This is a genomic window from Lentihominibacter hominis (assembly GCF_014385065.1).
Classification (GTDB): Bacteria; Bacillota; Clostridia; order Peptostreptococcales; family Anaerovoracaceae; genus Lentihominibacter; species Lentihominibacter hominis.
Map to the genome: position 1 here is coordinate 30,030 of NZ_JACRTA010000002.1, position 18,589 is coordinate 48,618.

An 18,589-nucleotide genomic window follows, 5' to 3' on the forward strand; every position below is an offset into this window, starting at 1 on the left:
GCATCTTTTTTATAAAAAGGACAATAAAAGAACGAGATCCGAAAATCCCGTCCTTTTGGAGGAGTGCTGTATGTTATTTTGCATAATCGTTCATAAGTTTTATGGCTTGTTGCAGTCCTTGTTTCTCTTCTTCGTAAGTTTCATCAAGGTATTGCTGCTGAATGTCTCTGAGAGTTCTGAGCTGTTCTATTTCTGATGAAACATCAGGGTTTTCTGCATCATATTTTTCACCAAGGCTGATGACCACATCGTCTATATCACAATGCGGATATTTGACAAGTCCGTCTCCCCATGTGCCTTTTCTGTTTTCAAACAGTTGATTTTCAAGGTAATCGCAAGTTTCCTGATCAAAGTACATATCGTACCATGCCCAATCTATAGCCCACAGATATTCGTCATAGGCTTCTTGAATATTGCCTTTTTCGAGAGCATTGATGGTTTGGCTGAGCATATCTATGTTGGTCTGATAAAGTTCATGTTTATTGATGGCTTCAGGTTCAAAATCGAGTCCCAGCAGATAGTCCTGCAGTGTTTTGTAAACTTCCTGAGTCTGTTTGTTTAGTTTTACGGCTTCTGTTTTCTCTCCTGATTCCTCTACTGTTTTCATTTTTTCTTCTAAAGCGGCTGCTGCAGTATATCCGTCTTCAAGAAGAGTATCAAATTGATCGGTATCAGTAAGACTGTCTTCGAAATCCTGTAGTCTTGCGGTGAAGTTCATAGGTCTTACATCAAGAGCATCCAAATCCAGAGTAATTTTTCCAAAGGCTCTGATGACATCTTTGAAGCCGTTTTCATCCAGTGGCTGAGCATCCCAGCTATCGTAACTTGAATGATACCCCATATCATCATACTTGGAACCTTCACCTGAACCGGCAACTATGGCAGGTATGCCTTCTCTTGCCCACTGAAAATCTTCTGTATAAACACTTGTTTTATCAAAAGACCATTCATATACCGTATCATCTTCAAATTCACCGATGCTGTCTTTGACAAAATCCATCAGTTCGACAGCACTTCTTGTTCCGGCAAATGTTTCCCCTTCTACAGCATAAGCTCCGTCATTGTTGACTATGGCAAAGGCTCCTTCTGCCCATTCAGGATGATTTGTCATGATTTCTTCGTATGCTCCTGTGGACCAGTCGTATTCACTGCCCGAAACTCCCCATTCTTCAGAGCCGTGCATACATATGCGAATAGTCTTGTCAGGTTCGTATCCGCTGTCAATGATAGCTTTTGCTATAGACATAGAAACTGCAGCTCCCTGGGCATCATCATATGCTGAGTGGAAATATCCATCCATGTGAGCGAAGAGGAAGATGGTTTCATCGGTTTTCCCAGGAATTTCTCCCCAGAGATTGTGTGACGTGCCGTCTTCTGTGACTTTGGAATCAGCATTGAGAGTTACCGTTATGGATTCTCCGTTTCCGTCTTTTATGGCTTTCTGTAATGCTTTGCTGTCTTCTTCACTTATGGCTAAGGCAGGAGCGTCAGCAGGTCCGCAGACATCTTGCACGCCTATTCTGTCAGGGCCTTCTTCAGGATATACCGACATGGCGATAACAGCCTTGGCGCCTTTTACTTTTGCCTGATATGCAGGATAGTTTATCCACCAGTCTTCATTCTGATCGACATCCAGAAGTACCAGTTTGCCGGTAACATCGATTCCTTCGTAATCGGCAGCAGTTCCCTTATTCACATAGACGAGCTCCAGTTCTTCATTGTCGGCCTGCAGTGTCGTTTGATAGCTGCCTAAGTTTATTTTTTTCTCTTTGCCGTCGGCATCGATGAAAGTAAGATCAGCCCCTTTAAATAACCATGTATCAACTGTGATCTCTTCTGATGTGACGTTTTTAAGACCTATGTTCTCCATTTCGGCCTTGAGGTAATCAAGTACCTGTGATTCGGCAGGTGATCCGGCAGAACGATTGCCTGTAACCGGGTCATCGCCAAAGCTGCTGATATTTTTAATGATTTCTTTGCCGTATTCGGTATCGATAGCTTCTTCAAAATCTGTGAAGCTTTCGCTGTAATCAGGTTTGCCGCATGCGGTAAGACTCAAGGTCAAAGCAAAGGCAAATATGACGGATATAATTTTTTTGTGCATAACTGGCCTCCTTCTCAATGATCTGCTTTAAGCAGATATAGCAGTTTTGAAATATATTGTAGTATCCGCAGCTATAAGTGTCAAGAAAATTTTGAAAATTATAACAACAAAAAGTCGAAAAAGACAGAAATTTTGAAAAAGACAAAATACTTAGCAACTAAATTATTTTCATAGTCATGGCGATTATGTATAATTGCGTATAATTATTTTGAAGTAGTGATAATATAAGTTGGATTTAGGAGGTGTTCTTATGGAAGGTAATAACTTGAACAAACAGGTACATCAGGTTTCTTTCGCCAAGAAAGTCGGTTATTCGGTGGGGGGCGCCACAGATACGCTGGCCTATGATTTTGTAGCAGCGTTTTTGTTGTTTTTCCTTACGAATTTTACAGGCGTCAATCCTGCATGGGCGGGAGCGATATTAACAATAGGCGTTGTCTGGAATATGTTTTCAGATCCTATTGTAGGGAATCTGTCTGATAAGACAAAGACGAGGTTTGGTAAAAAAAGAACGTGGCTGCTTATCGCAATCATACCGTTATTTGTTTCATATCTGCTGCTTTTTACAAAAATTGGCGGATTATCAACAGCCGCCACTAATGTTTACTTTCTGATTATGACTTTGCTGTTTTGGTTATCTTACAGCTGTTTCAGCATCCCATATTACTCAATGGGAGCATCGTTAACGTCAGATAATGAAGAGAGAACAAAGATCAGAATGCTGGCGCAGATCGTACAGTATATCGGAGTGTTTTTCTCAACAGTGGCACCTACAATGTTTGTATCCTTTTTCAAATCAGGAGGATTTTCGGATTATGAAGCATGGCACTATACGGCGTGGCTGGAGGGTGCATTATGTGTGGCGACTCTGATTGTAGTATTCCTTTCGACTAAGGGAATAGAAATAGACTTTGAAGAAGAGAAAGAACAGGAAAAGACAAGTTTCTTTAAAGATGCTGCAGCAGTTTTGAGCATAAAACCGTATCTTATGGCTACTCTGTCATCTTTGATGTTTAGGATAGGATATTGTCTGTTCCTGACTACAATGGTTTATTTTCTGCTTTATGTAGTGGGACTGTCAGAAATGAGAATGACTATATGTACGTCTATCATATCTTTCGGGGGTATCATTGTAATAGCTATTTTAATGAAAGTAGTAGAGAAGTTTGATAAGGCGAAGGTTTATTCTGTTCTGGTGATGTTTTCGGGAATTGTGATGATCATATTCAATTTTATTGATGTAAATTCAATGTGGATAGCATGCCTGTTCTGTGTATTTTACGTAATAGGTTCATCAGCATATTGGTCGATGAATATGCCTCTGATGTATGATGCAATAGAAGTAGATGAATTTCAGACAGGCAAAAGAAGGGAAGGAACTATGATGTCATTCTATCTCTTCTGCCAGAAAGGCGGATACGCTATTGCAGCATCTGCCATAGGAGCTGTACTTTCTAAAGTAGGATATGATGAAACATTGGGAGCCAATAATCCTGAACCTGTATTAAACGCCATACAGACAATGATCTGCGGAGCAGCAGGACTCTTCTTTGTTCTCAGTGCCGTTATAATAATAGTATATCCTATGAAAAAGGATGTTTATGATAAGCTGTATGCGCAGCTTGAGAATAAGAGAGCGGGCAGGGAATATAATACTGAAGGATTTGCTCACGTGTTGAACAAGAAATATAGATAAACACAAGTACGGAAACGGGGGCGATATAAATGAATGATATTTTATACATAAATGGGCAGATATATACTGTTGACAGCAGCAAAAGCTGGGCTGAGGCAGTGGCTGTCAAAAGCGGAAAGATTACATTTGTAGGAACTAATGATGAGGCAAAGTCCATTGAAGCGAAAGAAACAGTAGATCTGGACGGGAAGATGATGCTGCCGGGATTCATAGAAGCTCATGGGCATGTTACGTGGGGAGCTATAGATAGTTTGTTTAAGGTATCGTTATTCGGAGCTGATAATGTTGAATTTTATATAGAAACAATAAGAAAATTTGTTCAGGAAAACCCGGAGCTTCCTGTATATGAAGGTGCGGGATGGGAAAATCCTTTTTTTGGAAAGAATGGACCGTCCAGAAAAGTACTTGATGAAATATGTAGTGATAAGCCTATGCTTATGTGGTCACATGATAAGCATTCTCTTTGGGTAAATACATATGTTCTGGATTTGTGCGGCATAGACAAAAATACACAGGTTCCCGCAGGCAATGTAATCGAAAGAGAAGACGATGGCACACCGAGCGGAACACTCAGAGAATTTGCTGCTATAGCTCTTGTAGATTCGGTAAAGCCGGTATTTAATAAAGAGCATTATAAAAAAGCTATCGAATGGGTACAGAAAGACTTTGCGCAGTATGGAGTCACTTCAATCATGGACCCTTTGCTGGATCCTGAAGATGATGCTATTGCGGCCATCAGGGAGCTTAACGATGAGGGGAGGCTCATCTGCAAAATGAGAGGAGCTCTGAAAAGTTCGGAGACGGATTCATATAAGCATATAGATGAATTCCCTAAGATAAGAGAAGATGTTGATTCACATATGTTTAAAATACAGCAGGTGAAACTTTTCGCCGATGGTGTCGTGGAGGGAAAGACTGCATTTTTAAAGCAGCCTTATGAAGGCGAGAATTATGCAGGGGACCCTATATGGAACAAGGATGATATGAATGAATTCTGCAGAAAAGTAGATGAGCTGGGATTTGATATCCATGTTCATTCTATAGGGGATGCGGCTACGTCAATGACTTTGGATGCACTGGATTTTATAAATGAAAAGAACCCTTCCAGAGACAGACGTCCTGTAATTACTCATCTTCAGATTGTAGATTCCGCTGATTATTCCAGGATAAAACAACATAAAGTGGCGGCGGTTACCAATCCATATTGGCATTTTAAATATAGAGGCTTCTTTGAGGATATAGAGGTTCCGTATCTGGGAGAAAGAGCATATCATGAATATCCTATGAAGAGCCTTCTTGATGCAGGAATAATACTGGGAGGAGCAAGCGATTATAACGTGACGCCTGTTCCCGCTCCTTTAAGAGGAATTCAGATAGGAGTGACAAGAGTAGGTATAGATGAGAATCCTGATGATATGGATCTGGTGCTTGCTCCTGAGGAGAGGCTCAGCGTTGAGCAGATGGTGGAGCTATTTACTATGGGGAATGCATACGCGCTTAGAATGGAAGATATCACAGGTTCTATAGAGGTTGGAAAATGTGCAGATCTTGTAATACTGGAAGAAAATATCTTTGAAATTCCTCATCAGGACATATATAAAGTAAAAGTTATCCAGACTGTTTCCGAAGGCAAGATAATATATAAAGGATAGCGTGCTGTAGAAAGAGGCTGTCTCATCGAAGAGTAAAATCTTTGTGAGCAGCTTCTTTATTTTTTTATACATATATTATATAATTTCTCAATGATGAAGTATGAAAGGAGCAGAATATGAAAAAACCACGGATCTTAATAACGCTGGTAGATAAGAAAGGCGAATATCCATGCCACAGAGGTCATAAAATAGGTGACAGCTTTGATTTTGATACCGAAAGGGGAAAAATATGTCCCATGGTCATGCACGTGGCCTTTCCTTATATAGACATAATGCGCTATGGCGGTCAGCTGCCGGAGTGTAAAACCGGCGATTTTAGGTTCTGCTGCCCTGATTCTGATGTTATCAATATATTTAAATTGGAAATAAAAAAATAGATCGCCGCATTCTGCCCGTGACCGTGTGTTATATATTCTTTGAGATATTATTTATCAACGTTTCTTCATGAGAAGTATCAGTTGGTGGAATAAATATACAGCATTCTCCTGCTGATCTTCCGGAAGTTCCAGAAAAGCATCCAGAGTACGAAGCAAAAGCAAGGCAAAATCCTGTTGAGGCTCTGTATATGAAGGAAGAATAAGTGTGGCAGGATCTACATCCAGATTTTTAGCTATATATTTAAGAGTATCGATACGTGGATTGCAGGTTCCTTTTAAGATGTGCTGCATCTCAGATCTTGAAACACCTATTTCTTCTGCAAATTCCGTGATAGACTGATTTCTGCTCAAACGTATAGTATTCATGAAATTCGACAAATTTTGCTGTAAAGACACATGAATCCCTCCTATTCTATGAGAATAAAACAATATCGCAGATAAAGAAAGGATTATATAAAAGTATGCCATATCATTATAATGGTACAACAGAAAGGCAGGAAAGATTATATGATCTCTGCATGTAAAAAAGAATGTATTAATCTGTTTGAATATCAGTATTTAAATCATCGTTTTCAATCATGATTAGAAGCAGCTGGTGAAAATTGTTTGCTGCATCAGTTTGTTTGTCTTTTGGAATTTTGGAAAATGTATCCAAGATGTCCAATATAAGCAGTGCGAATTCATATTGAACTTCAGAATAAGATGGAAAAAGCAGTAATGCAGGATCGATTTTTAGGTTATCGGCAATGTATTTTACAGTGTCGATACGAAGGTTACAGGAACCTTTTAAAATCTGCTGCATTTCAGATCGCGAAATACCAATTTCATTAGCAAATTCAGTAATGGATTGTTTTCGACTTGAACGGATGGCGTTCATAAAATTCGATAGGTTCTGTTGTAGTGTCACATAAATCACTCCTTCCATAAGAGCATAAAGCAATATTGAAAAGGAGGGAAGCTTTATATGACGGATTGATAAACCGTTATAGCGGTATAGAGGTATAAACTTTGTCAGATAGTTATAAAAAACCCGGATTTTTTAAAATCCGGGTTTATGTATTCTGAACTTAATAATAAATTGATGATATTTATTCAATTCCGCAGCCATCGCTTACTTCTTTCGCGCATTCGTCATAGACTTGTGTAAGTTTTTCTCCGTATTCATCGCATTCGGCTTCGTTTTCTTCAGTCAATTCTTTATTTAATAATTCAGCCATTTTGTAAATTCCGTCACATGCAACGAGCCCGAAACACAGGATAATGGAAAATCCGTATGGGACTTTCTCTACCCGTGGGTTCTCGCCCCATTTTCATTCACAAATGAATAGAAACACGCCCTATGGACGTGTTTCTATTCATGGCGGAGGACATGGGACTCGAACCCACGGGGCTGTTACACCTTACTCGCTTTCCAGGCGAGCTCCTTAGCCACTCGGTCAATCCTCCAAATGTATAATTTTTAATAAACTGCCTATATACTATAACAAAAAAATCAACATTATGCAAGAAGAATATAAATTGCTTGAGATACAGCGGTGATATAATGCAAATACATAAAGTTTCAGCCAAAATACATGTTGTCGTGGCTATTGTAAATATATTGGCTGTATTGATAAAAAGATATGTTTATGGTATTTTGTTTGTTAGGCAAATGATATGTTACAAATGAGGTGTTTGATGAAGAAGATGATGTTGATTCTTCCTGTGCTGTCAGGTGTTTTCTGGGGTTCTGCGGGGGTTTTTGTACGTACGCTTGAGGCCTTCGGTTTTGATAATTTTACTATTATATTTATAAGGTTTGCCGTTGCGGCGTTCATTTTATTTGTGGGGATTATGGCTTTTGACAGGTCTATGCTTAAGATAAAGCCTAAAGATATTTGGATATTTATTGGAAGTGGCATTCTGGGAATGCTTGGATTGAATTTTTTCTATAATTACGCTATTTCCGGACTGGCTTTATCGCTTGCGGCTGTGCTGCTCAGTTTATCCCCTGTGTTTGTAATGATTTTGGCTGCTATAATATTAAAGGAAAAGATAACCGGGCGTAAGATTGGCTGCGCTGTTTTAGCGATATTGGGATGTGTACTGGTAAGCGGTGTCTTTGAATCCGTAGCCGGGATGAGTCTGTCCATGTTAGGTGTTCTGGCAGGTCTTGCTGCCGCATTATTCTATGCTCTTTACAGTATATTTTCCAAAACTGCCATGAAACAGAATTATAATGTATTTACTATTACATTTTACAGTTTGCTGATTGGCGCCATTGTGATGATACCGTTTACAGACTGGGATATTATCGGGGAATTTATTGTGACAGCACCTGTGGGGAATTCAATATTTATATTTTTGAATTCACTCTGTACTTCTGTTCTGCCGTATGTGTTGTATACGCTTTCCCTTTCCTATGTAGATACCGGGAAAGTTTCCATTTTGGCTGCAGGCGGGGAACCATCGGCTGCGATGGTATTCGGGCTTTTGTTTTTCGGTGAAGTGCCGACGGCGCTGTCTCTGTGCGGTCTTGCAGTGACGATCGCAGCGTTGTGGTTTCTTTGCAGACCGGAAAGCAGAGATACTAATGAGGTGATGGCTTCTGAGGGAAGGAAGGTCAAAGAGCATGTTGATTAATTGTTTAGCTGTAGGAGTCGGAGGTTTTATAGGTTCAGTGTTCAGATATCTCATAGGATTGATACCGTTTTTGAACAGGCATGATATACCGTTTCAGACTTTGGCAGTCAATGTTCTGGGCGCGGTTTTAATAGGAATGATTGTAAAATCGGCGGAAACATGTGAGCTTGTAAGCGGCCCTGTACTGCTTTTTATAAAGGTGGGAATATGCGGAGGATTTACTACTTTTTCGACTTTTTCTCTTGAGGCTCTGGGACTTTTGGAAAGCGGGAAGATATCGGCGTTTACAGTTTATGTGGCTGTCAGTGTTATTCTTTGTATAGGAGGCGTATGGGCAGGCAGAGCTATGATAAGCTGAGGACTGGATGCTATAGATAAAAAACTTGCTTTTATATAAGGCTGAGGTTATAATATTTTTAACAAATAAATGGCGGGGAGCTTGTATGACAGGCTGAGAGGAAGGTATGACCTTCGACCCATTACCTGATTTGGATAATGCCAACGTAGGGAAGTCCGGAAATACAAGTTTTCTTTTTAAATTAAGTATTACAGGAAGTTCCCGTTTAAGGGAATTTTTTTTATGAGTTTTTTGTATTTTGAGGGATTAACTGGAGTGGATCGGTTTATAAAGAAAAGCTTTACTGGATTTGTTATTTGGAGAAAGGCACTGTAAAATACAGGTATTTATTGCATCTGCGGTATTTCGATTTTTGTTGGATGACACTGTTCGTTTTGCCAAGTTGTCTGATGTGGCTTGTGAAGCAGAGTATTTCAGTATTGGGAAGTTTTTCAGTGAAATATAGATGAATGAGGAGGTGCATGCCATGGTGAAAATAAATGGTAAAAGTTGTAATGCAAAAGGGAAATTGATTGCTGTATACCTGTCCGAAGAAGGATATGATTTAAAGCGTGTTGCAGTAGAAAAAAATGGGGAAATAGTCCCTAAAAGTCAATATGAAAATACAGCCTTCGAGAATGGAGACATAGTTGAGATAGTAAGTTTTGTCGGAGGTGGCTGATGATACCTTCAAGAGAAGAGATGCGTAGGGAACTTGACAGAAGACACGGAAAGGTGCTTCAAGACAGATTTGCTGACGCATCGGTAGCTATATGCGGTCTCGGAGGGCTTGGCTCTAATGTGGCAACAGCACTTGCCAGAGCTGGAGTGGGCCATCTTCATCTTATAGATTTTGACAGAGTGGATATATCCAATCTTAACAGACAGCAATATATGGCTCATCAACCGGGAGTTTTTAAAACAGAAGCGCTAAAGGAGAATCTTCTGATGATAGCGCCTTATGTGAAGGTGACTGTGGATACGGTAAGGATTACAGAGGAAAATATCCGGAGGCTTTTGAGAAATGATGATATTATATGCGAAGCTTTTGATGTGGCAGAAGCCAAAGCAATGCTGGCAAATTTTATTCTTGAAAATATGCCGGAAAAGTATTTAGTATCGGGATCGGGAATGGCAGGGATACTGTCCTCAAATACCATAAGGACAAGGAAAGTAACAGAAAAGTTTTATCTTTGCGGTGATGAAATCAGTGATGCGGATAAGGGGGATGGGCTGTTTTCATCCAGAGTTATGATATGTGCGGCACATCAGGCCAATATGATAATGAGGATCATTGCAGGTAAATATGATGTATAACAACAGATAAAGAAAGAAGGAATTTATATGCAGAAAAATGATGAACTTATAATAGGAGGATATAAATTTAATTCACGATTCATTTTAGGATCAGGCAAATACTCTCTGAACCTTATTGAGGCCGCAGTGGAATATGCCGGAGCTGAGATAATCACATTGGCTGTTAGGAGAGCCAACACAAAGGATGAGGAAAATATAATGGATTACATTCCGGAAAATGTAACACTTCTGCCAAACACTTCCGGTGCAAGGGATGCCGATGAAGCTGTAAGGATAGCCAGACTGGCTAAAGAACTGGGATGTGGGGATTTCATCAAGATCGAGATAATGAGGGATTCAAAATATCTGCTCCCTGACAATGGTGAAACAGTCAGAGCAACTGAAATACTTGCTAAGGAAGGCTTTGTGGTAATGCCTTATATGTATCCGGATCTCAATACGGCGAGAGATCTGGTTAATGCAGGAGCTGCATCGGTAATGCCGCTGGCGTCCCCAATAGGATCCAACAAGGGTCTTGCCACTAAAGAGTTCATTCAGATATTGATAAACGAAATAGATGTGCCTATTATAGTCGACGCAGGTATCGGCAGACCTTCTCAGGCATGTGAAGCAATGGAAATGGGCGCTGCAGCCATTATGGCCAATACAGCTTTGGCAACGGCAGGGGATCTTCCCATGATGGCATCAGCTTTCAAAAAGGCGATAGAAGCCGGAAGAAAGGCTTATCTTTCTGGCCTTGGAAGAGTTCTTGTAAGAGGTGCAGCGGCATCGGATCCCCTTACGGGATTTTTGAGAGATTAGGAGGAGCACATGAGGAACGATTTTTTTGTTGATTCAGAGCATTTATCGGAAACTGCTCTTGCTAAAAAACATAAGATCGAAGGCGATCCGTCCTGCAGGACAGATCACATGACATATATGCCGGGAATGGAGCAGATAAAGTCAGATATCCGTGAAAAAGTAATGATACAAATGGAGCAGTATGATTATTCTGTATATACGGAAAAGGATGTGGTAGCAGCTTTGCAGCACGAATTCTGTACTGTAGAAGATTTTAAAGCGCTGCTGTCCCCGGCAGCAGAACCTTTTCTGGAGCAGATGGCGCAAAGAGCGAGGAGCGAGACAAGAAAACATTTTGGTAATACGGTATATATGTTTACGCCTCTTTATATCGCAAACTACTGTGAAAACTACTGTGTTTACTGTGGATTCAACTGTTATAACCATATAAGCAGAATGAGGCTGACCCCTGAGCAGATAGAAAACGAGATGAAAATAATAGCGGACTCGGGAATGGAAGAAATACTTATTCTTACAGGTGAAAGCCGCAGTATGAGTGATGTGGAGTACATAGGACAGGCTTGCCGGATGGCCCGCAAGTACTTTAAGATGGTGGGGCTTGAGATTTATCCTGTCAATACCGATGAATACAGATTTCTTCATGAGTGCGGAGCTGATTATGTGACGGTTTTTCAAGAGACATATGATGATGAAAAATATGAAAAACTCCATCTGATGGGCCATAAGAGAGTATGGCCGTATAGATTCGAATCTCAGGAAAGAGCTCTTATGGGAGGTATGAGGGGCGTGGCTTTTTCGGCTCTTTTAGGCCTTTCGGATTTTAGAAAAGATGCTCTTGCAACTGCGCTTCATGTATATTATCTGCAGAGAAAATATCCTCATGCCGAAATGTCCTTGTCATGTCCGAGGCTGAGGCCTATAGTCAATAATGATAAGATAAACCCGCTGGATGTCCATGAGAAACAGCTTTGCCAGATAATCTGTGCATATAGGATCTTCCTGCCTTTTGCAGGGATTACCGTATCGTCAAGGGAAAGTGAAAGCTTTAGAAATGGTATTGTAAAAATCGCAGCGACAAAAGTATCCGCCGGTGTTTCTACGGGAATAGGCGATCATGAGAGCAAGTATACAGGAAAGGAGAGCGGCAGTAAGGAAGGCGACGAGCAATTTGAGATAAATGATGACAGAAGCTTTGAGGAAATGTATAAAGATATTTCCCAAGAAGGACTGCAGCCTGTGCTGAACGATTATCTTTATGTCTGATATAATATGTGTTACCAATAGACATTTATGCGACGGAGATTTCATTGAAAGGATAAATAAAATAGCAAAGTGCAGTCCTGCCGGAATAATCTTGAGAGAAAAAGATATGACAGAAGGGCAGTATGAGAATCTTGCAGGTGATGTAATGGAAATTTGCAGGAAATCAGGAGTTATATGCATACTGCATAGCTTTAAAGATGTGGCGGCAAGATTATCAGCGCGGGCTCTGCATATGCCGATGGAACTTTTGAAGAAAATGCCTGAGAAAGAGAAAACAAGATTTGACATAATAGGAGCATCGTGCCATTCTGTCGAGGAAGCGCGGAAAGCCCAGAGACTGGGATGTACATATATAACAGCAGGTCATATTTTCTCTACCGGCTGTAAGAGAAATCTGGAACCGAGAGGAATTGAATTTCTCAAAGAGGTATGTGTGGCAGTGTCTGTTCCGGTGTATGCAATAGGAGGAATAGGACCTGATAATATCGGAGAAATAAAACAGGCAGGAGCAGAAGGGGCTTGTATAATGAGCGGCATGATGACATGCAGAGAACCGGGTAAATATTTTCAGAGCATTGAGACAAGGCGTGGAAAGGATTATGGGGACAGTGAAATTTGAAAAGGAACAATTGCTGCTTTATGCTGTGACAAACCGTGTTCATGCAGTTAAAGAAACCTTATATTCGCAGGTGAGGGATGCTCTTGAAGGCGGAGTGACATGTGTTCAGCTGAGAGAAAAATATATGAAAGAAGAGGATTTCACAGCGGAAGCGGTAAAGTTGAAAGCTCTGTGTAAAAATTACAGTGTACCTCTTATAATAAATGATAATTTGAATGTTGCTTTAAGATCCGGAGCGGATGGGATACATGTCGGCCAGGAAGATATGTCGGCTGAAGAAATCAGGAAACTGGCAGGCAGAGAGTTCATAATAGGTGTCACGGCAAAGACTGTGAAACAGGCAAAAATGGCAGAAGCGGCAGGAGCGGATTATATAGGAGTAGGCGCGGTATTCCCTTCTCCTACTAAGCAGGGCGCCATAAGAATAACCAGACAAGAACTGAAAGATATATGTGAAGCAGTATCCATTCCTTCTGTAGCTATAGGCGGCGTTAATATTGAAAATATGAAACAGCTGAAAGGAATGGGTATGGATGGTTTTGCCGTCGTTTCCGCATTGTTTGCAGCAGAGGATATACAGTCTGCGGCAAGAAGTCTTATATCAGAGGCTCGGGCTGTTGTTTATTGAAACTGAATTAAAAAAGGTGAAAGAATATGAAAAAGAAAGCTGTGCTGACAATAGCAGGAAGTGATTGCAGTGGGGGAGCGGGAATACAGGCGGATCTGAAAACCATGATAATGAACGGTGTATACGGGATGAGCGCTGTAACTGCATTGACTTCTCAGAATACCATGGGTGTATCAGAGATAGTAGAGGTGACTCCGGAATTCCTGAAGAGGCAAATAGATGATATTTTTTGTGATATACGGCCGGATGCGGTAAAGATCGGAATGGTATCTTCTCCTTCTCTCATAGAGGTTATAGCCGGCAGGCTGAGCGAATACAATGCAAAAAACGTAGTGGTTGATCCTGTCATGATATCGACCAGCGGGTCGAGACTTATGCAGGAAAAAGCAGTCTGGACTTTGAAAAACAAGCTCTTTCCGCTGGCTGCAATAGTAACTCCCAATATACCGGAGGCGTCAGCTCTGACAGGTTTTGAGATTGCAGAAAAGGAAGATATGGAGATGGCGGCTATGGCGATAAGTAAAAATTATGGCTGCGCTGTGTTGTGTAAAGGCGGGCACAGTGAATCAGATGCTGATGATATATTGTATTCCAAAGGAAATATCAGCTGGATCGGCGCAAGACGTATAGACAATCCCAATACACATGGTACAGGATGTACGCTTTCAAGTGCCATAGCATCAAATTTAGCTAAGGGATTTGATCTTAAAGATGCTGTAGCTGAGGCTAAGGCATATATATCAGGGGCATTGTCGGCGATGCTTGATTTGGGACACGGAAGTGGGCCTGTAGATCACGGGTTTGATCTCAGCGGGAGATTTGCGGAAAAAAAATAATATTGCAGATGACGAAAAAACTGAGACAGCTGTTTTACCAGAACAGCTGTTTTTTTGTATAAAGAATCGAACCGGATCAGGGTACAAACTTCGTATTTTGTTTGATATTCGAGAAAAGAGTAAAGCACCGACACATTATTTTCAGAGAATTTAACATAATAAATCTCCTGTTATTTATTCCATTTCAAGGTAAAATAAGGTATACTGATTAATTAGATAATTTATAAATATAAAAGATGTGTTTTGAAAGGGGAGAATTGCGTTTAATGGGCAGTGTCATTATCAAAGATACAGTGATAATAATAGTGCTTATAATGTTTTCAGCATACTTTTCAGCAACTGAAACTGCATTTACATCGGTAAACAGAATAAGACTTAAGAATATGGCCGGCGAAGGCAATAAGAAGGCGGATCGGGTTCTGAAACTTTCTGATAAATACGATAAGCTCCTGACTACTATACTGATAGGAAATAATATCGTCAATATTGCAATGACATCTATTGCTACGATGTTGTTTGTAAATCTCATGGGCTCGTATGGGGCTACTGTCGCTACTGCAGTCATCACTGTGGTTGTGCTGATATTCGGAGAGATAACGCCTAAGAGTATAGCTAAGGAAAAACCTGAGAGCTTTGCCATGCTTTCGGCTCCTATGCTGAAAAAGCTTATGACTTTAATGACTCCGATAAATTTTTTGTTTACGAAGTGGAAGCTATTTATATCGAAATTGTTGAAATTAAATAACGCAGATGTTATTACAGAAGATGAAATCAAAACTATGGTTGAGGAGGCTGAAACCGCAGGAACCATTGAAGGAAAGCACAGTGAGCTTATTCAGAATGCCATAGGATTTTTTGATCTTACAGCAGAAGATGTAATGACTCCGAGACCTGAGATCTGTGCGGCAGATGTCAGATGTTCCAACGAGGAATTGGCGAAGATATTTGTAAAAACAGGTTTCTCGAGACTTCCCGTCTATGAGGAAGATATAGATAGGATAACGGGCGTCATAAATCAAAAGGATTTTTATAATTATGTGATGGGGACTGAAAAAAGTGTTGCTGATGGGGTTGTCCCTGTAGTTTTTGTCAGTACTGTAATGAAGATATCCGATCTTCTTAGAAAAATGCAGCATTTAAAGACACATATGGCCATAGTGACAGATGAATACGGCGGGACCGAGGGATTGGTCACAATGGAAGATATCATAGAAGAACTGGTGGGAGAGATATTTGATGAGCACGATGCAGTAATATCAAATGATATAATACCGCTTAACAACGGCAGTTTCAGAGTAAAGTGCAGTGCTAATATCAATAAGGTGTTTGATTATTTTGGCATAGATGATATACCAGATGTAGTTACCGTAAACGGATGGGTCGTTATGAGCATGGACAAGCTTCCGGCTAAGAATGACACCTTTGAAGAAATAATAGGAGATAAAAAGCTGAGGGTACGGATAATTAAGGCCAACGAAAGAAAGGCTATAGAAATAAATCTGAAAGTGGAAAATGCAGGAAGTTAAAAATAGAAAGGGGAAGTCATAATGGGTTTAATGGAAAAGATCTTTGGTGATCTTAATGAAAAAGAAGTAAAAAAGGTTTCGAAAATAGCAGACCGGGTTATGAGTCACGAAGACGAGATGGCGGCGCTTACAGATGAACAGCTTCGTGAAAAAACGGAGGAATTCAAAAAACGTGTGCAGGAAGGCGAGTCTCTTGATGATATATTGCCTGAAGCATTTGCTGTATGTAGAGAAGGCGCGTGGAGAAGTCTGGGAATGAAACATTTTTATGTGCAGGTAATAGGAGGTATCGTTCTTCATCAGGGAAGGATATCAGAGATGAAGACTGGTGAAGGTAAGACTCTTGTGGCTACGCTTCCGGCCTATCTCAATGCGCTTGAAGGTAAAGGTGTGCATGTGGTAACTGTAAATGATTATCTGGCAAAGCGTGACATGGAGTGGATGGGCAAGCTTTATACATTCCTGGGGCTTACGGTGGGATGCGTCGTACACGGAATATCTGAAGATGAGCGGCGTGCGGCATATCAGGCTGACATTACTTACGGAACAAACAATGAGTACGGATTTGACTACCTTAGAGACAACATGGTTATATACAAGGAAGCTATGATGCAGAGAGAACTCAATTATGCCATCATAGACGAGGTAGACTCCATTTTGATAGATGAAGCAAGAACACCACTGATAATATCGGGAAAAGGTGACAAATCAACAGATATGTATAAGAGGGCTGATGGGTTCGTCAGAACTCTTAAAGAGGGCGAGGAGGCGGACTTTACCATAGAGGAAAAGGATAAGCAGATAGCTCTTACCGATGAAGGTGTTGCAAAATGTGAGAAATATTTTGACGTAGAGAATTTTTCCGATCCTGAGAACATGGAGATAAACCATCATGTGCTGCAGGCTTTGAAGGCAAGAAATATGATGAAGCGTGATGTGGATTATATCGTTAAGGACGGAGAGATCGTTATTGTAGATGAATTTACAGGACGCCTTATGTTCGGAAGAAGATACAGCGATGGACTTCATCAGGCTATTGAAGCAAAAGAAAATGTTCTTGTCCGTTCTGAATCAAAGACTTTGGCTACTATAACGCTGCAGAATTATTTCAGGATGTATCAGAAATTGGCAGGTATGACAGGTACAGCCAAGACTGAAGAGAGTGAGTTCAGAGATATATACAATATGGATGTAGTGGTTATTCCTACCAATAAGCCAATAGTCAGGGAAGATCTTCAGGATGCGGTGTATGCTACAGAAAACGGGAAATATAAATCTATAGTTGATCGTGTAGAGGCGGCGCATAAGGAAGGACAGCCGGTTCTTGTAGGTACGATTTCCATAGAGAAATCGGAGCTTATCGCCGATGCTCTTAAAAAGCGGGGAATTAAAGACTTCAACATACTGAATGCCAAGCAGCATGAGAAGGAAGCACAGATAATCGCTGAAGCAGGACGTCTTGGCGCCATAACCATAGCTACTAACATGGCCGGAAGAGGTACCGATATCATCTTGGGAGGAAATCCGGAGTTTGAGGCAAGAAAAGAGATGGTTCAAAAGGGATATGACGAAGAATCGATAGCCTTTGCTACAAGTTTTGTTCAGTCTGATGATGCCGAGCTTCTTAAAGCGCGGGAGGAGTACAGAAAACTTCTTGAGAAGTACAAGGAGGAAAGAAAGGCAGAGCAGGAAAAAGTTGTTGAGCTGGGAGGTCTGTGTATAATAGGTACAGAGCGACACGAATCTCGAAGAATAGACAATCAGCTGAGGGGACGTTCCGGAAGGCAGGGAGATCCCGGACAGACGCAGTTCTGTATATCAATGGAAGATGACCTCATGAGACTTTTCGGCGGAGAGAGGATGCAGGCTATCGTTCAGAGACTTGGCGTAGAAGAAGATGAGGCTATTGAAGCCAAGATGATTACCAAGCAGATAGAAAACGCACAGAAAAAAGTAGAGGGTAAAAACTTTTCAATAAGAAAATATGTGCTTCAATATGATAATGTGATGAATAAGCAGCGTGAAATCATCTATGGCGAGCGTAAAAAAGTGTTGTTCGGAGAGAACCTCAGAGAAGATCTTATATCTATGACACATCAGCTGGTAAATGAAGTTGTAGATCCTGTAGTAATACAGTCTAAGTTTGCAGAAGAGTGGGATTTTGACACTATAAATAAAGGTCTGAGAAAAATTTCGCCTAAGTTTGAACCTTTGAATTTTGATCAGGAAACACTCTCCGATATGGATGAGGAAAGCCTTAAAGCCGGAATATATGCGGATTTTGAAGATCTTTATCAGCAAAAAGAAGAAGAGATCGGCATAGACAAGCTCAGAGAAGTGGAGCGAATGATACTTATAAGAGTTGTCGACAATAAGTGGATGGATCATATAGACGCTATGGATCAGCTTAAAAGCGGAATAGGACTCAGAGGGCTTGGAGGACAGGATCCTGCGGCAGCATATGCGCAGGAGGGCTTTGATATGTTTGAACTGATGATAAATTCCATTAAGGAGGATTTTGTTAAATTCTGCTATAACGTGACTGTTCAGACCACTACAGAGAGGAAAGATGTGTTGGGAAGCGGAGAAGGTCATAAAGATGAATTCTCGGAGGAAGACGCACTTATGGCAGGCGGAGGTCAGGATGTTCCGGCAGAAGCGGTGATTCCGCAGAGAGAGCATAAACAACAAACAGTCAGAAGGGATGCTCCGAAAGTAGGAAGAAACGACCCATGCCCATGCGGCAGCGGTAAAAAATATAAACACTGCTGTGGGAGGACGACTCCCCAAGAATAGCTTGCGAAGCAAGGT

The 18,589-nt window shown here is 40.8% G+C and carries 18 protein-coding genes, 1 tRNA gene and 1 riboswitch; of the genes, 14 read left to right on the forward strand and 5 right to left on the reverse strand.

Features of this window, described 5'->3' with window-relative positions:
* Nucleotides 1-73 precede the first annotated feature (73 nt).
* On the reverse strand, nt 74-2,104 hold the full coding sequence (locus H8692_RS05295) for a M28 family peptidase (protein WP_187525152.1): 2,031 nt from the start codon (nt 2,102-2,104) through the stop codon (nt 74-76).
* A gap of 250 nt (nt 2,105-2,354) precedes the next feature.
* Here H8692_RS05295 and H8692_RS05300 point away from each other — a divergent pair, with 250 nt between their 5' ends.
* The 3 genes from H8692_RS05300 to H8692_RS05310 all read left to right on the forward strand — a co-directional run bounded on the left by H8692_RS05300 (nt 2,355) and on the right by H8692_RS05310 (nt 5,829).
* Entirely contained in the window at nt 2,355-3,800 is a 1,446-nt protein-coding gene (locus tag H8692_RS05300) for an MFS transporter (protein ID WP_177269156.1), read from the forward strand.
* Nucleotides 3,801-3,829: 29 nt separating this feature from the next.
* A complete protein-coding gene (locus H8692_RS05305; protein ID WP_187525153.1) occupies nt 3,830-5,452 on the forward strand; it encodes an amidohydrolase in 1,623 nt (540 codons plus the stop codon).
* Between the two features lie 116 nt (nt 5,453-5,568).
* On the forward strand, nt 5,569-5,829 hold the full coding sequence (locus H8692_RS05310) for a TIGR04076 family protein (RefSeq protein WP_177269160.1): 261 nt from the start codon (nt 5,569-5,571) through the stop codon (nt 5,827-5,829).
* Nucleotides 5,830-5,883: 54 nt separating this feature from the next.
* Here H8692_RS05310 and H8692_RS05315 read toward each other — a convergent pair whose 3' ends face one another.
* The 4 genes from H8692_RS05315 to H8692_RS05325 form a co-directional block, all read right to left on the reverse strand.
* Entirely contained in the window at nt 5,884-6,225 is a 342-nt protein-coding gene (locus tag H8692_RS05315) for a helix-turn-helix domain-containing protein (protein WP_177269162.1), read from the reverse strand.
* A 139-nt stretch (nt 6,226-6,364) separates the two neighbouring features.
* A complete protein-coding gene (locus tag H8692_RS05320) occupies nt 6,365-6,736 on the reverse strand; it encodes a helix-turn-helix domain-containing protein (protein WP_177269164.1) in 372 nt (123 codons plus the stop codon).
* Nucleotides 6,737-6,917: 181 nt separating this feature from the next.
* Nucleotides 6,918-7,046 carry a hypothetical protein gene (locus tag H8692_RS10865; protein ID WP_283242297.1) on the reverse strand — a complete coding sequence of 43 codons (129 nt, stop codon included), beginning with the start codon at nt 7,044-7,046 and terminating at the stop codon, nt 6,918-6,920.
* A 141-nt stretch (nt 7,047-7,187) separates the two neighbouring features.
* Nucleotides 7,188-7,275, reverse strand: a tRNA-Ser gene (locus H8692_RS05325).
* A gap of 231 nt (nt 7,276-7,506) precedes the next feature.
* On the opposite strand from H8692_RS05325, the gene H8692_RS05330 reads away from it, so the two are divergent.
* The 11 genes from H8692_RS05330 to secA all read left to right on the forward strand — a co-directional run bounded on the left by H8692_RS05330 (nt 7,507) and on the right by secA (nt 18,574).
* Entirely contained in the window at nt 7,507-8,451 is a 945-nt protein-coding gene (locus tag H8692_RS05330; RefSeq protein ID WP_187525154.1) for a DMT family transporter, read from the forward strand.
* Nucleotides 8,441-8,809, forward strand: coding sequence for a fluoride efflux transporter CrcB (gene crcB / locus H8692_RS05335; RefSeq protein WP_207722957.1), 369 nt, complete (start codon nt 8,441-8,443; stop codon nt 8,807-8,809). Before H8692_RS05330 ends, crcB begins: the two co-directional genes overlap by 11 nt.
* Nucleotides 8,810-8,872: 63 nt before the next feature.
* Nucleotides 8,873-8,981, forward strand: a riboswitch (TPP riboswitch).
* A 294-nt stretch (nt 8,982-9,275) separates the two neighbouring features.
* Nucleotides 9,276-9,470: a sulfur carrier protein ThiS gene (thiS, locus tag H8692_RS05340; protein WP_177269168.1), complete on the forward strand. Its 195-nt coding sequence runs from the start codon at nt 9,276-9,278 to the stop codon at nt 9,468-9,470.
* The gene (gene thiF / locus H8692_RS05345) at nt 9,470-10,105 is read left to right on the forward strand and encodes a sulfur carrier protein ThiS adenylyltransferase ThiF (RefSeq protein ID WP_187525155.1); all 636 of its coding nucleotides are present in this window, start codon (nt 9,470-9,472) and stop codon (nt 10,103-10,105) included. The genes thiS and thiF overlap by 1 nt, the downstream gene beginning before the upstream one ends.
* Nucleotides 10,106-10,132: 27 nt before the next feature.
* The gene (locus tag H8692_RS05350; RefSeq protein ID WP_177268795.1) at nt 10,133-10,906 is read left to right on the forward strand and encodes a thiazole synthase; all 774 of its coding nucleotides are present in this window, start codon (nt 10,133-10,135) and stop codon (nt 10,904-10,906) included.
* 9 nt (nt 10,907-10,915) lie between these two features.
* Nucleotides 10,916-12,169: a 2-iminoacetate synthase ThiH gene (thiH, locus tag H8692_RS05355; RefSeq protein ID WP_187525156.1), complete on the forward strand. Its 1,254-nt coding sequence runs from the start codon at nt 10,916-10,918 to the stop codon at nt 12,167-12,169.
* Nucleotides 12,162-12,788 (forward strand): thiamine phosphate synthase, encoded by a 627-nt coding sequence (locus H8692_RS05360; protein ID WP_177272505.1) that lies wholly within the window; start codon nt 12,162-12,164, stop codon nt 12,786-12,788. Before thiH ends, H8692_RS05360 begins: the two co-directional genes overlap by 8 nt.
* On the forward strand, nt 12,769-13,416 hold the full coding sequence (thiE, locus tag H8692_RS05365; RefSeq protein WP_207722958.1) for a thiamine phosphate synthase: 648 nt from the start codon (nt 12,769-12,771) through the stop codon (nt 13,414-13,416). Before H8692_RS05360 ends, thiE begins: the two co-directional genes overlap by 20 nt.
* Before the next feature lie 26 nt (nt 13,417-13,442).
* On the forward strand, nt 13,443-14,252 hold the full coding sequence (gene thiD / locus H8692_RS05370; protein WP_187525157.1) for a bifunctional hydroxymethylpyrimidine kinase/phosphomethylpyrimidine kinase: 810 nt from the start codon (nt 13,443-13,445) through the stop codon (nt 14,250-14,252).
* A gap of 266 nt (nt 14,253-14,518) precedes the next feature.
* The gene (locus tag H8692_RS05375) at nt 14,519-15,778 is read left to right on the forward strand and encodes an HlyC/CorC family transporter (protein WP_187525158.1); all 1,260 of its coding nucleotides are present in this window, start codon (nt 14,519-14,521) and stop codon (nt 15,776-15,778) included.
* A 21-nt stretch (nt 15,779-15,799) separates the two neighbouring features.
* Nucleotides 15,800-18,574 carry a preprotein translocase subunit SecA gene (gene secA, locus H8692_RS05380; protein WP_207722959.1) on the forward strand — a complete coding sequence of 925 codons (2,775 nt, stop codon included), beginning with the start codon at nt 15,800-15,802 and terminating at the stop codon, nt 18,572-18,574.
* The last annotated feature ends 15 nt before the right edge of the window (nt 18,575-18,589 follow it).